Below are 13,376 nucleotides of genomic sequence, written 5' to 3' on the forward strand. Positions count from 1 at the left end.
TACCGGCATTCGGTATCCCGTCTTCGCGGCCAGGCGGGCACGATCGGCCTTTGCGTCCTAGCTCCTGGAATCCGGAAATTTGGCCTGGCGCAAGATGTGCGCCGCGCCTTCGTCGATGTCGCGAACGATAGCCGCGCGAGCACGCGCCGCGTCCTGCGCCTCGATCGCGGCGACGACTTCCTCGTGATAGTCGATGTCGAGGATGGAGGAGAGATCGTCCTCAAACCCCATGGCGAGGTTCCGGAGGAAGGGGCCGACCTGCATCCACACGGTCTCGATCAGGAAGATCATCTGCTCGTTACCGCAATGGCGATAGATCGAGAACTTGAAAGCGTAATTCTTCCTGAGATAGTCGTCGATATCGCCTTCGCGCGCAGCCAGGGTCAATTCGGTGCTGTGGCGTCGAATCGTCCGCAGGTTGTTGCCGTTGATGCGCTTTGTCGCGAGCTCGGTCGCCGAGCCTTCGAGCGTCGTGCGCACGGCCGTCAGTTGCGAAAACCGTTCGGCCGAAATAACCGGCACTTCGACGCTGCCGTTCGGCATCGGGCTTAGCGCCCGCAATGCCTGCAGCCGCATGAAGGCGCTGCGCACGGGCATGTCGCTGGTGCCGAGTTCCTTGGCGAGCTTGCGCGACGTCAGCTTCTGGCCGGGCGTGAACTGGCCCGACATCAGCGCCCGCACAAGCTCCAGATAGACCTTTTCATGCAGGGGTACGCTGTCGATGGCGCTCAACCCGAATTGTGTTCTGTCGGCCATTGGCGGGGGCGCTACTTCATTCGTTCTGAAATCTGGCCTGACGGCGGCAGCCGCAGGTGATCCTGATTGGGCCTAGCACGGCGGACGCCGAAGTCGGCGATATATCGGCGCATGATAGACGCCTCAATCGTTGCGCGGCAAGCCGTCGCAATGCGGCCAAGGGCAGGTCGCGCGGAACGAAGCCGGCGCATGTGGGAGAGACTGTCCGGCAGCCCGGTTTCGCGCAGCTGGGACAAAGCAGCCGGGCTGTGTCGGTGATTGGCATGGATGATCAGCATCTGCGCCATGGATCGGCGTTCGCTTCGCGCCAACGTTCGCTGGGAAGCCGCAAGTGCTGGCCTTTCGCCCTCGTTTGCAGGCAAGTGGCATCCGCGTAGCGGTTTGCAATATCGCGATCACAAATCTTGACCTTGCGCGCACTTGCACGTCCGGCCGCTCTCTGGCTTTTTGGGGTACCCATCCGGACGGACTGATTCGCGTCATGCCGCTCGATTGCAATGTCTTGCAGACAGTCTGCTCATGGGTCGTGAAGCGCGCGCAATTGGCGAAGGAGAAGCAGGCATGGCCGAGTTCAAGAAGCCGGAAATCTCCGAGATGAGGCCCAAGATCACCGTTATCGGTGTCGGCGGCGGCGGCGGCAACGCCATCAACAACATGATCGCGGAGCAGCTTCAGGGAACCGAATTCATCGCCGCCAATACCGATGCCCAGGCGCTGACCATGTCGAAGGCGACGCGGCTGATCCAGCTTGGCGCGCATGTCACCGAAGGTCTGGGCGCCGGCTCGCTGCCCGAGATCGGCCGCGCCGCGGCCGAGGAATCGCTCGACGAGATCATGGACCATCTGGCCGGCACGCATATGTGTTTCGTCACCGCCGGCATGGGCGGCGGTACCGGCACCGGCGCTGCCCCGATCATCGCGCAAGCCGCGCGCAAGGCCGGCATCCTGACGGTGGGCGTCGTCACCAAGCCCTTCACCTTCGAGGGCCGGCGTCGCATGCAGATGGCCGAGGAAGGTATCGAGCGGCTGCGCGAAGCCGCCGACACCGTGATCGTCATCCCGAACCAGAACCTGTTCCGCATCGCCGATGCCAAGACCACCTTCGCCGATGCGTTCGTCATCGCTGACCGGGTGCTTTATTCGGGCGTCAGCTGCATCACCGATCTCATCGTCAAGGAAGGCCTGATCAATCTCGACTTCGCCGACGTCAAATCGGTCATGCGCGGCATGGGCCGCGCCATGATGGGAACCGGCGAGGCGTCGGGCGAAAGCCGGGCGATGAAGGCGGCCGAAGCCGCGATCGCCAACCCGCTGCTTGACGAAGTGTCGATGAAGGGCGCCAAGGGCGTGCTGGTCTCGATATCGGGCGGCCGCGACATGACCCTGTTCGAGGTCGACGAGGCCGCCACCCGCATCCGCGAGGAGGTCTACGAGGATGCCGACATCATCGTTGGCGCCATTTTCGACAAGAGCATGGAAGGCCGTTTCAGGGTCTCGGTGGTGGCGACCGGTCTCGACCGTGCGCTCGGCGTGGGCGACGCCGATGCCGGCATCGCGCATGACCATTCCATGCCGTCCGCCGCGCGGATCTTGCAGTAAGCCTTTCTCCTCGAATTGACGCGTCCTCGCGGAGGCGGCCTGCGGCATGAAGCAGGCGCGCCCCACTTGCTTGCGCCCTGTTCGAGCCAGGTGGCCATCTCTGACCGAAATTTAAAACGTTTGCATTCTTGCAAAAGACGACTACAAACGTTTCAAATTGACCTTGGGGAGGATCGATGACGAGTCGCGTCATCACGCTGAAGGAGCTCGCGGCAAGCCTCGACCTGTCGATCACGACGGTCTCGCGGGCGCTTGCCGGCCATGAGCAGATCGCGCTGAAGACGAGGGAGCGTGTCGCGCAGGCGGCACGCCAGGCCGGTTATGTGCCCAACACCGCGGCGCGCACGCTTGTCTCGGGCCGCAGCGGCTTCGTCGGTCTCGTCCTGCCGATCCGCGGCCCCAATCTTGTCGATTCCTTCCTGGGCGAATTCGTCACCGGGCTCGGCGAAGGGTTGGTGTCGCATGGCGCCGACCTCATCCTGGCCACGGCCGCACTCGGCCATTCCGAACTGTCGGTGCTGCGCCACGTCGTTGAATCCGGGCGCGCCGATGGCGTCGTCGTCACCCGCATCGCCGAGACCGACGTGCGCCTTGCCTATCTGCGCGAGCGTGGCTTCCCGTTCGTCGCTCACGGCCGGCTGCTCGACAGCGACTTTGGCTACAACTGGCTCGACACGGATGGCGCGCACGCCTTCGGCGAAGCCTTCGACATGCTCTATGATCTCGGCCACCGCCATTTCGGCCTGGTGACGATCTCGGAAGCGATGACCTTTCGCCTCCTCAGGCAGGATGGTCTCGCCGCGGCCATCGCCCGGCGGGGCGACCCCTCGGTGCGGCTCGACGTGGTCACGGCGCCGCGCTTCGACCAGGCGGCGCGCATCGAGGTCGTCAACGGGATGCTGCGAGGCCCCGACAGGCCGACGGCCATTGTCGCTTTGTTCGACGAACTGGCGCTGACCGTGATGGAGGAGGCTGCCCGTGCGGGGCTCGGCATGCCGCGGGACCTGTCCGTCATCGGTTTCGACAACATCGCCGCCTCCGCCTATGCGCCGCCGGGCCTGACCACTTTCGATGCCTCGATCCGCCATTGCGCGCGCGAGATCGCCGACATGCTGCTCACTGTCATCGCCGAGAAGCCCGGCAAGCCGCTGACGCGGCTGATCCGGCCGACACTGGTTGCGCGGGCAAGCCATGGGCCGGTGCCGCGGACAAGAAGCTGACGCCGCAATGCCGGCGCATATCCAGGGAGGAAGACCATGATGAGAGCATTGAAGACACTGGCTGGTGCCGCGCTGGCTCTGTCGGTCGCCGTCGGTGGAGTGCAGGCCCAGCAGGTGCTGTTCTGGTCGACGCAGGCGCGCCCGGTCGAAGAGACGCAGAAGATGCGCGACGAGGTGCTCAAGGGCTTCGAGGGCGCGGTCGACTATCAGGTCGCCGAGGACGGTCCCTGGCTCACCCGCTTGCAGGCGGAATTGCAGGCCGGCTCCGGCACGATCGGCCTGCTTGGCGGCCTGCATGGCGATTTCTCCACCGTCGGCGCCAACCTTGTCGACCTGTCGGCTGTCGATGTCGGCGGGGTCAAGGTCAACGAGGCCTACAAGAAGCTCGGCATGCTCGGCACCGGCGAACAGAAATACATGCCCTGGATGCAGGCCACCTATCTGATGGCGGCCAACAAGCAGGCGCTGCAATATCTGCCAGCGGGCACCGATCTCAACACAATCACCTATGACCAGCTGATCGCGTGGTCGAAGAACATCGCCGAGAAGACCGGCTCGCCGAAATTCGGTTTTCCGGCGGGCCCCAAGGGGCTGAAGCATCGTTTTTTCGAGGGCTTTCTCTACCCGTCCTACACCGGCTCGATGGTCACGAAATTCCGTTCGGCCGAGGCCGAGACGGCCTGGAACAAGTTCAAGGAATTGTGGCAGTACACCAACCCGAACTCGACCAACTACGCCTTCATGCAGGAACCGCTGCTTTCGGGTGAAGTCTGGGTCGCGTTCGACCATGTCGCGCGCCTCGCCGATGCCTTCAACAAGAAGCCGGATGAATTTGTTGCCTTCCCGGCGCCGGCCGGGCCTGCCGGCCGCGGCTTCATGCCGGTCGTGGCCGGCGTCGCCATTCCGAAGACCTCGCCGGACCAGGAGAAGGCCAAGGCGCTGGTCGCCTATATGCTGAAGCCGGAAACCCAGATCGCCACGCTGAAGGCGACCAATTTCTTCCCCGTGGTCGACGTCAAGCTGCCCGACGACATGCCGGCTTCGGTGAAGGCGTTCGGCCCGGCCATCGCCACGATGACCGGTGCTCCCGATGCACTGCCAGCGCTGTTGCCGATGGGGCTCGGGGACCTCGGTGGCAAGTTCAACCAGGTCTACACCGACAGCTTCGAGCGCATCGTGCTCGGCGGTGAGGACGTGCACGGCGTGCTCGAACAGCAGGCGGCGGCCCTCAAGGCGATCATCGACCAGGCGAAGGCGCCATGCTGGGCGCCCGACAAGCCATCCACGGGCGCTTGCCCGGTGGAGTAGCCAGATCATGATCCCGAACCGAAGGCCCGCGTCAGCGAAAAGTGGAAGCCGGTTTTCGAAGAAGATCATGGTCAAACGATAAGACATCCTCCCGAGGGGGCGCCCGGAGTTTGTTGCACTCCGGGCTCCCAGACCGCACCACTTGGCCGCGGCTTCAAAGGACACCACAAATGCACGGAAAGGCTCTGCCCTATCTGCTGTTGATGCCGGCGACCCTGTTTCTATGCATCTTCTTCCTCTACCCGTTCGCGCTTGTCGCTTTCGAGGCGGTGACCCGCGACGGCGCCTTCACCCTCGACAATTTCCGCACCATGGCCGGCAGCTGGAAATTCCCGGTCACGGTCCGCAACACGGTGCTGCTTGCCGCGATCGTCGTGCCGATCCAACTCACCATGGCGTTGCTGATGGCAAGCGTCGTGTCGCGGCTGGAGACAGGGCGTGGTGCGGCACTCTACGTCTTCGCCATTCCGCTCGGCATTTCCGACCTCGCCGCCGGGCTGATCTGGCTCGCCATCTTCGACCAGTCCGGTTTCCTCAACACGCTGCTCTCCAGCCTGGGCGTCATCGACAGGCCGGTCATGTTCCTCGGCTACCAGAGCAAGCTGACCATCTTCATCGCCGTGGCGCTGGCGGAGATCTGGCGGGCCACCGCGATCATGATGGTCATCCTCGTTGCCGGCATGGGACTGATCCCCAAGGAATATTACGAGGCGGCCGAGGTGTTCGGGGCAAGCCCATGGCAACGCTTCGTGCGCGTCACGCTGCCGCTGCTGCGCCCCTCACTGCAGACGGCGATCATCCTGCGCGTCATCCTCGCCTTCGAGGTCTTCGCCGTGGTCGCCGCGCTCGGCGGCACCAATCTGCCGGTGCTGATGGGGGAGACCTATAACTGGCAATTCACGCTGCAGGATCGCAATGTCGCCGCCGCCTCGGCGCTGCTCATCCTCGCCATCTCGATCGCCTTCACGCTGTTTTTCCTCAGGGTGCTGCGTGTGCCCAAGGAGGCACGGATATGAAGGAGGCCCGGATATGAGCGCGGTTGCCGAAACGCCGGTTGCGGCGGTCGCAGACGCACGCAAGGCCGGCGACTGGCTGCTGATCGCCACCGCAATCCTGCTTGGCGTCTGGGTGCTGTTGCCGATCTATCTGCTGATCGTCAACGCGCTGTCGTCGCCCGATCAGGTGACGGCTTTCCCGAAGCGCTTCTTCCCGTCCTTCGACCTCGGCAGCCTCTCGTTCTTCATCAATTTCGCCGGCGTTGCCAGGGCGCTGTGGAATTCGGTGCTCGTCGCCACGCTGACGATGATCCTGGCCATCTGTTTCGGCGCGCCGGCCGGTTACGCTCTGTCGCGCTTCGATTTTCCGGGGAAGGGCAGCTTCCGCTTCCTGGTGCTGATGACCCGGGCCTTCCCGCTGCCGCTTCTGGCGCTGCCGCTGGCGGTGATGTTCATCCGCACCGGCCTCGACGACACCGCCATCGGGCTGGCGCTGGTGCACACCACGCTGGCGCTGCCGTTCGCCGTGCTGATCACCTTCTCGCTGTTTTCGGGCATTCCTGTCGAGCTCGAGGAGGCAGCATGGACGCTCGGCTGCACGCGCTGGCAGGCCTTTCGCAAGGTGATCCTGCCGCTGGCGCTGCCGGGCATAGCCGCATCGGCGGTGTTTGCCTTCACCATCTCCTGGAACGAGGTGTTCGCCGCTGCCGTGCTCACGATCGAAAACCGCACGCTGACCGCCTTCCTGCTCCAGAGCCTTGGCGAGTCGCCGCTCTATCTCAAATTCGCCGGCGGGGCGGCGCTGGTCGTGCCGGCGCTGATCTTCATCTTCGCCGTCCGCAAATACCTTTTCGCCATGTGGGGGATCGCCTACCGATGACGCGTTACACGGAGACGGCCCATGGCTGAAATCGCAATCAAGGGCATAGCCAAGCGCTTCGGCGGCTTCACCGCGCTGCATCAGGTCGACCTCACGATATCAGACCAGGAATTCATGGTGCTGCTCGGCGCGTCGGGGTGCGGCAAGACCACGTTGCTCAGGATTGTAGCCGGGCTGGAACGCCCAAGCCAGGGCGAGGTGTGGATCGGCGGCCGCCGCGTCGACCATCTGCCGCCGCGTGAGCGCGGCATCGCCATGGTGTTCCAGAACTATGCCGTCTTTCCGCATCTGACCGTGTTCGAGAACATCGCCTTCGGCCTGCGCATGAAGAAATTGCCGCAGCAGGAGGTCGAGCGCCGCGTCAACCGCACCGCCGAACTCATGCATATCGAGCAACTGCTGAAGCGCTATTCCGGCCAATTGTCCGGTGGCCAGCGCCAGCGTGTCGCGGTCGCCCGCGCGCTCGCCATGGAGCCTGACGTCATCCTGATGGACGAGCCGCTGTCGAACCTCGACGCGCTGCTGCGGCTTGAAATGCGCGCCGAACTCAAGGGCGTGCTCGCCGCGTCGAAGACCACCACCATCTATGTCACCCACGACCAGGTAGAGGCGATGAGCCTTGCTGACCGCATCGCTGTCATGCATCAGGGCCGTATCGTCCAGGCGGCCTCGCCGGTCGAGGTCTACCGCAATCCGGCGGCGCGTTTCGTCGGCTCCTTCATCGGCAATCCGCCGATGAATTTTATCCCGGCGACCAAGGCTGCGAACGACAGCTGGACCGTTGCCGGGCTGACGCTGCCAGGTCCCAGGTCAGACAAGCAGAAGCTGGAATTCGCCATCCGTCCCGAGGATGTCGACGCGGGCGGCGAAGGTTTGCACGCCACGGTGCGCGTCGTCGAGCCGCTCGGGCCGCATACGCTGGTCACCTGCGATGTCGCGGGCGGCCTGTTCCGCGCCATCCTGGACTCCAACGCCAGCGTTCAGGTCGGTGACGATCTGCGCCTGGCGCCCAAACCCGACCGCATCCGCTGGTTCGATCCTGAAACCGCCAATGCTCTTTGACGCCGAAAGCCCCGAAAACGCCCATGACCGTTTCCCCCACCAGTGACATCATCGCCCGCGCCGTCGAGGTGCTCAGGGAGAACGACCAGGGCGCCTACACCATTCCGACAAAGGGTCTCTACCCCTTCCAGTGGAACTGGGATTCCTGCCTGACCGCGCTCGGCCTTGGCCACTACGACGAGGCGCGGGCCTGGACCGAGATGGAGACCTTGTTCGCGCATCAGTGGCCGGACGGCATGGTGCCGCACATCGTCTTCCATGTCTGGAACGACAGCTATTTTCCCGGCCCCGACGTATGGCGGACTGGCCGTCCGACAGCGACTTCCGGCATCACCCAGCCGGCGGTCGCCGGCTTTGCCGCGCGACGATTGTTCGACCGGGCGAACGACAAGAAACTGGCCGCTGAACGCGCTCGCGCGCTGCTGCCGAAAATCGATGCCTGGCACCGCTGGTTCTATGAGAACCGCGACCCCAAGGGGGAAGGGCTGGTCGCCATCATCCATCCCTGGGAGTCCGGTCGCGACAATTCCATCGACTGGGACGAGGCATTCGAACGCGTGTCGGCCGAGGGCGTCGAGCCCTATACGCGCCGCGACATCCTGCATGCCGACCCGGCGCACCGGCCGACCCGGGAGCAGTATGACCGCTACATCTGGCTGGTGCAGCATTTTCGCGGGCTTGGCTGGGACAATGCCAGGCTGCATGACGCCTCGCCCTTCCAGGTCGTCGATCCCGGCTTCAATGCCATCCTGATCCGCGCCGCGGCCGATCTTGCCGATCTCGCCGAAGCGTTGGGCGAAACCGAGATCGCCATCGCCAACCGCGGCCGCGCGCGAAAGGCCCTGGCCGCCATGGAGCGGCTGTGGAGCGAGACGCATGGCCGGTATCTGTGCCTCGACCGCGTCACCGGCGAGTTGATCGACAGCGCGTCGGTCGGCGGCCTCCTTCCGGCTTTCGCGGCCATCCCCAGGCCTCGTGCCGCCGCAATCGCCGCAACTGTCGAACGGCTTGCCGGCAAGGCACGCTATGTCGTGCCGTCGCATGATCCCGGCGATCCGCGCTTCGACGCCAAACGCTATTGGCGCGGTCCGGTCTGGCTGGTGGTCAACTACATGATATCGGATGGGCTGACCGCCGCCGGCCACGGCCACGTGGCGCAACGTATCACGCAGTCGAGTCTGGATTTGATCCGCGGAAGCGGCTTTGCTGAATATTACGACCCGCTCACCGGCGAGCCGCTCGGCGGCGGCCGTTTCACCTGGACAGCTGCCATGGTGATAGAGTTCTTGCGCCAGGCATAAGCGCCTTTTTCCGCGTCCGAGGCCGTCGCAGCTCCTCATCGGGCTGCGAATACCGCCGGCTTTCCGCGCCGCTGCCAACCACACCCGTCATGGACGGCCTGGAGCCGTTTTGAACCTCCGTGCACGATCGAAGGCCGGCGCTTGACTTCGATCGCTCGTTGTGAAAAATTTTGCAGCAACTGATAAAAATATCATAGGGTGGAAATGGTAGGGTTCGGCAACGGCCTCCTGCGCGACGACGAAACCAGCATGGCGACGCGTGCCGCGTGGCTTCACTATGCCGGCGGCCTGACGCAGTCCGAGGTCGCCAAGCGGCTGGGGTTGACCAGCCTCAAGGCCCACCGCCTCATTACCAAGGCCAACCAGGAAGGGCTGGTGAAGGTCTACATCGACGGCGAAGTCTCCGAATGCGTCGAGCTCGAGGACGAACTGTCCCGCCGCTACGGCCTCGACTATTGCGAGGTGGTTCCGGATTTCGATTCCGAGGATCTGCCGCTTAAGGCGCTCGGCATCGCCGGCGCGCAGTTTCTCAAGCGCGAGATCGAGCGCGGCGAAGAGGCGCTGATCGGCGTCGGCCATGGCCGCACGCTTGCGGCCTGCGTGGAGTATCTGCCGCGCACCTCGACCGACAAGATCCGCTTCGTCTCGCTGCTTGGCGGCCTGACGCGCAAATTCTCGGCCAATCCGCATGATGTGATTCACCGCCTGGCCGAACGCACCGGCGCCGAAGCCTATGTCATGCCGGTGCCGATGTTTGCCAACACGGCAGAGGATCGCACCGTCCTGCTCGGGCAGAAGGGCATCAGCGAGGTCTTCGATCTCGCGCGATCCGCCGACCTGTTGTTCGCCGGCATCGGCACCGCTGAACGCGAGGCGTCGCTGGTCGCCACGGGCATGATCGAAAAAGGCGAGATGGAGGAGATCCGTCGCAATGGCGGTGTCGGCGAGTTGCTCGGCCATTTCTTCGACGGGGCCGGAAAAGCGGTGGCGACCACCGTTTCCGACCGGGCGCTGGCGCTGACGCGCGAGGACATCAGCAGCCGCCGGATCGTCGCCGTCGGCGGCGGCAAGGTGAAGGTTCGCGCCATCAAGTCGGTGCTCGAAGGCCGCTATCTCAAGGGCCTGATAACAGACGAGCGGACGGCGCGATCGCTCGTGGAAGAGACGCCGGTCGGGTAGCCGGCATCGGTTTCAGTGAAACTACCCTGTGGAGGAGAAGACGAAATGCATGAGAAAGAGAAAGACCTCATTGATGCCTTCCTGCGCGGACAAGTCGACCGTCGCGGGCTGATCAAGGGCCTCGGTGCCATGGGCCTTGCCGCCGGCACCGCCGGCACGCTGCTCAATCTAGGGCAGACCCGCGCGCTTGCCGCCGACTTCGACTGGCAGGCGCATAAGGGCAAGACCATCAAGCTCCTGCTCAACAAGCATCCCTATGCCGATGCGATGATCGCCGATCTCGAAAACTTCAAGAAGCTGACCGGCATGAACGTCGTCTATGACGTGTTCCCGGAAGACGTCTATTTCGACAAGGTCACGGCAGCCCTTTCGGCGAGCTCGCCCGAATACGATGCCTTCATGACCGGCGCCTACATGACCTGGACCTATGGCCCCGCCGGCTGGATCACCGACCTCAACGAATGGATCAAGGATCCGGCCAAGACCAACCCGAACTATGCCTGGGACGACTTCCTGCCCGGCGTCAAGAATTCCTGTGCCTGGAATGGCAAGCCGGGCGGCGCGCTGGGTTCGGATGATGCCAAGCAGTGGTGCATTCCGTGGGGCTTCGAACAGAACAACATCACCTACAACAAGGCGATGTTCGACAAGGCCGGCGTCACCATTCCCGGCAACATGGACGAGATGGTTGCCGCGGCGGCCAAGCTCACCAAGGATGTCGGTGGCGGCGTCTATGGCATTGGCGTGCGTGGCTCGCGTTCCTGGGCGACAATCCATCCCGGCTTCCTGTCGGCCTATGCCAATTTCGACCAAAAGGATCTGAACGTGTCGGCAGACGGCAAATTGTCGGCCGCCATGAACACCACCCAGTCCAAGGCTTTCCACAAGCAGTGGGTTCAGATGATCCAGGAGAGCGGCCCCAAGGACTGGTCGACCTACACCTGGTATCAGGTCGGCACCGATCTCGGCGCTGGCGCCTCGGCGATGATCTTCGACGCCGATATTCTCGGTTACTTCATGAATGGCGGCGACAACAAGATGGCCGGCAAGCTCGCCTTCGCAAGCTTCAAGGCCAACCCGGCAGCTAAGGCGGCGACGCCCAACATCTGGATCTGGTCGCTGGCGATGTCCAATTTCTCGAAGGACAAGGACGCCACCTGGTATTTCATGCAATGGGCCTCCGGGCCGGAGCATGGTCTTTTCGGCGCGACCAAGATGGACTTCGTCAATCCGGTCCGCCAGTCGGTCTGGAAGGACGCGATGTTCCGCGAAAAGCTGAACAAGAGCTATCCCGGTTACGTCGAGATGTTCGACGCCTCGGCGCCGGGCGCCTCGATCAAGTTCACCGCTCAGCCGCTGTTCTTCGATCTCACCACCGAATGGGCGGCGACGCTGCAGAAGATGGTGGCCAAGGAAGTGCCGGTCGACGAGGGCCTCGACAAGCTCGCCGAAAGCATCAACGGCCAGCTCAAGGAAGCCGGGCTCGGCTAAGTCGCAACGAGGGCCGGCCCGTCTGGCCGGCCCTCGTCAGGCCTTTCACGTTTGCGATGCGGTGCCGGAAGGTGGCCGCCATTCGCCCCACCGGTCGCCTTGCTCCCTTGGGCGGCCGGCAGGGCGAAGCGACAGCAACAACGGAGCAACTCGATGACTGCGGTGGTATCGCAAAGACCCAAGCCATCCAGCTTCAGGATCAGCAAGCGGGTGCTGCCCTATGTGCTCAGCCTGCCTGCCTTGCTCGTCTGCATAGGCATCCTGATCCCGTTCCTCACCTCGGTGGTCTATTCCTTCCAGCGCTATCGGCTGAGCCAGCCATGGGCGCGACAGTTCAACTGGGGCGACAACTACATTTCTTTCTTCACCGACCCGAAATTCTGGAACACGCTCAAGGTGTCGCTGCTCTATGCCGGCACCACGGTCGTGCTGGAACTGCTTCTCGGCCTCGCCATCGCCCTGCTGCTGCAGAAGCGCTCGACGCTGAACAACTTCATCTCGATCATGTTGTTGATGCCGCTGATGACGGCGCCGGCGCTTGCCGCCCTGATGTGGAAGCTGATGACCAATCCCGGCTTCGGCGTGCTCAGCTATCTCGCCAGCCTGGTAGGATTGCAGGATTTCCGCTGGGCGTCGTCGCCGTCGACGGCGCTGTTCACCGTCGTGCTCGTCGACATCTGGGTCTACACGCCCTTCATCATGATCCTGCTGCTCGCCGGCCTGCGCAGCCTGCCGACGCAGCCCTTCGAAGCGGCGGCGCTCGATGGCGTGCCGCGAAGCTTCGTCTTCTTCCGCATCACGCTGCCGATGCTGACCCCCTACATCCTGACGGCGACTTTGTTCCGCCTGCTCGATTCCATCCAGCAGTTCGATATCATCTATGCGATGACACAAGGGGGACCGGGCGACACGCTGACCGTCTTCCAGGTCGAGGCCTATCTCAACTTCTTCCAGTCGACCAATGTTGGCCGCTCGGCGGCGCTGATGATCATCCTGTGGGCGATCACCTATTTCCTCTCCAACATCTTCATAAAGAACTGGCTCAGGCTGCGCGAACGCGCCCGTGGCCAGGCATAGGAGGCCGGGATGGAACACACCTCGCTTCTCGAGCGCATCCTGCGCGGCATAGCCCTGACGCTGGTCGTGATCTTCTTCATGTTCCCGATCGTCTGGATCTTCATGATGTCGTTCCAGACCAACGAGACCATCCTGCGTATTCCGCCGCAGCTGATCTTCGAGCCGACGCTCGCCAACTACACGGCGCTGATCACCGGCAAGCTGATGACCGCTGCCGGAACGCTCGATATCGCCTTCATGCGCAACCTCTGGAATTCGGTGTTCCTGTCGGTGACCTCGGTGGCGGTCTCGCTGCTGCTCGGCGTGCCGGCGGCATACGCCTTCGCGCGCCACAAATTCCGCGGCTCCGAGGACATCGCCTTCACGCTGCTGTCGTTCAAGTTCGCGCCGGCGCTGTTGGTGTTGTTGCCGCTCACCCTCTATTTCCAGAAGCTCGGGCTCGCCAACACCTATGTCGGCCTGATCTGGGTCTACCAGCTGATCTGCCTGCCGCTGATCCTGTGGATCG

At 63.6% G+C, this 13,376-nt stretch carries 13 protein-coding genes; 11 read left to right on the plus strand and 2 right to left on the minus strand.

Annotated elements, in window-relative coordinates:
* Window positions 1–57 precede the first annotated feature (57 nt).
* Both C1D09_RS22480 and C1D09_RS22485 read right to left on the minus strand, forming a co-directional pair.
* Window positions 58–756, minus strand: coding sequence for a GntR family transcriptional regulator (locus C1D09_RS22480; RefSeq protein ID WP_143976352.1), 699 nt, complete (start codon window positions 754–756; stop codon window positions 58–60).
* Window positions 757–767: 11 nt separating this feature from the next.
* Complete coding sequence (locus C1D09_RS22485; protein WP_143976353.1) at window positions 768–1,043, minus strand: hypothetical protein; 276 nt, start codon at window positions 1,041–1,043, stop codon at window positions 768–770.
* A 274-nt stretch (window positions 1,044–1,317) separates the two neighbouring features.
* Between C1D09_RS22485 and ftsZ the strand changes: the two genes are divergently transcribed.
* The 11 genes from ftsZ to C1D09_RS22540 form a co-directional block, all read left to right on the plus strand.
* Window positions 1,318–2,355 (plus strand): cell division protein FtsZ, encoded by a 1,038-nt coding sequence (gene ftsZ, locus C1D09_RS22490; RefSeq protein WP_143976354.1) that lies wholly within the window; start codon window positions 1,318–1,320, stop codon window positions 2,353–2,355.
* Window positions 2,356–2,531: 176 nt separating this feature from the next.
* Window positions 2,532–3,575 carry a substrate-binding domain-containing protein gene (locus C1D09_RS22495; RefSeq protein ID WP_143976355.1) on the plus strand — a complete coding sequence of 348 codons (1,044 nt, stop codon included), beginning with the start codon at window positions 2,532–2,534 and terminating at the stop codon, window positions 3,573–3,575.
* A 36-nt stretch (window positions 3,576–3,611) separates the two neighbouring features.
* The gene (locus C1D09_RS22500; protein ID WP_143976356.1) at window positions 3,612–4,883 is read left to right on the plus strand and encodes an ABC transporter substrate-binding protein; all 1,272 of its coding nucleotides are present in this window, start codon (window positions 3,612–3,614) and stop codon (window positions 4,881–4,883) included.
* A gap of 170 nt (window positions 4,884–5,053) precedes the next feature.
* Window positions 5,054–5,899 carry a carbohydrate ABC transporter permease gene (locus tag C1D09_RS22505; RefSeq protein WP_143976357.1) on the plus strand — a complete coding sequence of 282 codons (846 nt, stop codon included), beginning with the start codon at window positions 5,054–5,056 and terminating at the stop codon, window positions 5,897–5,899.
* 13 nt (window positions 5,900–5,912) lie between these two features.
* Window positions 5,913–6,758 carry a carbohydrate ABC transporter permease gene (locus tag C1D09_RS22510; RefSeq protein ID WP_143976358.1) on the plus strand — a complete coding sequence of 282 codons (846 nt, stop codon included), beginning with the start codon at window positions 5,913–5,915 and terminating at the stop codon, window positions 6,756–6,758.
* A gap of 21 nt (window positions 6,759–6,779) precedes the next feature.
* Complete coding sequence (locus tag C1D09_RS22515; RefSeq protein ID WP_143976359.1) at window positions 6,780–7,820, plus strand: ABC transporter ATP-binding protein; 1,041 nt, start codon at window positions 6,780–6,782, stop codon at window positions 7,818–7,820.
* Between the two features lie 23 nt (window positions 7,821–7,843).
* Window positions 7,844–9,121, plus strand: a complete 1,278-nt coding sequence (locus C1D09_RS22520) for an MGH1-like glycoside hydrolase domain-containing protein (RefSeq protein WP_143976360.1) — start codon at window positions 7,844–7,846, stop codon at window positions 9,119–9,121.
* Between the two features lie 204 nt (window positions 9,122–9,325).
* Window positions 9,326–10,300, plus strand: coding sequence for a sugar-binding transcriptional regulator (locus tag C1D09_RS22525; RefSeq protein WP_143976361.1), 975 nt, complete (start codon window positions 9,326–9,328; stop codon window positions 10,298–10,300).
* 45 nt (window positions 10,301–10,345) lie between these two features.
* Window positions 10,346–11,791: an ABC transporter substrate-binding protein gene (locus tag C1D09_RS22530; protein WP_143976362.1), complete on the plus strand. Its 1,446-nt coding sequence runs from the start codon at window positions 10,346–10,348 to the stop codon at window positions 11,789–11,791.
* Window positions 11,792–11,944: 153 nt separating this feature from the next.
* Window positions 11,945–12,868: a carbohydrate ABC transporter permease gene (locus C1D09_RS22535; RefSeq protein ID WP_143976363.1), complete on the plus strand. Its 924-nt coding sequence runs from the start codon at window positions 11,945–11,947 to the stop codon at window positions 12,866–12,868.
* Window positions 12,869–12,877: 9 nt separating this feature from the next.
* Window positions 12,878–13,376, plus strand: a 499-nt coding sequence (locus C1D09_RS22540; RefSeq protein ID WP_143976364.1) for an ABC transporter permease family protein, incomplete at its 3' end; no start/stop codon positions are given.

This window comes from Mesorhizobium intechi (genome assembly GCF_002879535.1).
Lineage (GTDB): Bacteria > Pseudomonadota > Alphaproteobacteria > Rhizobiales > Rhizobiaceae > Mesorhizobium > Mesorhizobium intechi.

What these genes read in the sequence shown, in the direction of transcription:
- C1D09_RS22480 (WP_143976352.1), bottom strand. Translation starts at nt 756, where the DNA reads ATGGCCGACAGAACACAATTCGGGTTGAGCGCCATCGACAGCGTACCC.
- C1D09_RS22500 (WP_143976356.1), top strand. Translation starts at nt 3,612, where the DNA reads ATGATGAGAGCATTGAAGACACTGGCTGGTGCCGCGCTGGCTCTGTCG.
- C1D09_RS22495 (WP_143976355.1), top strand. Translation starts at nt 2,532, where the DNA reads ATGACGAGTCGCGTCATCACGCTGAAGGAGCTCGCGGCAAGCCTCGAC.
- C1D09_RS22525 (WP_143976361.1), top strand. Translation starts at nt 9,326, where the DNA reads ATGGTAGGGTTCGGCAACGGCCTCCTGCGCGACGACGAAACCAGCATG.
- C1D09_RS22515 (WP_143976359.1), top strand. Translation starts at nt 6,780, where the DNA reads ATGGCTGAAATCGCAATCAAGGGCATAGCCAAGCGCTTCGGCGGCTTC.
- C1D09_RS22485 (WP_143976353.1), bottom strand. Translation starts at nt 1,043, where the DNA reads ATGGCGCAGATGCTGATCATCCATGCCAATCACCGACACAGCCCGGCT.
- C1D09_RS22505 (WP_143976357.1), top strand. Translation starts at nt 5,054, where the DNA reads ATGCACGGAAAGGCTCTGCCCTATCTGCTGTTGATGCCGGCGACCCTG.
- ftsZ (WP_143976354.1), top strand. Translation starts at nt 1,318, where the DNA reads ATGGCCGAGTTCAAGAAGCCGGAAATCTCCGAGATGAGGCCCAAGATC.
- C1D09_RS22530 (WP_143976362.1), top strand. Translation starts at nt 10,346, where the DNA reads ATGCATGAGAAAGAGAAAGACCTCATTGATGCCTTCCTGCGCGGACAA.
- C1D09_RS22510 (WP_143976358.1), top strand. Translation starts at nt 5,913, where the DNA reads ATGAGCGCGGTTGCCGAAACGCCGGTTGCGGCGGTCGCAGACGCACGC.
- C1D09_RS22520 (WP_143976360.1), top strand. Translation starts at nt 7,844, where the DNA reads ATGACCGTTTCCCCCACCAGTGACATCATCGCCCGCGCCGTCGAGGTG.
- C1D09_RS22535 (WP_143976363.1), top strand. Translation starts at nt 11,945, where the DNA reads ATGACTGCGGTGGTATCGCAAAGACCCAAGCCATCCAGCTTCAGGATC.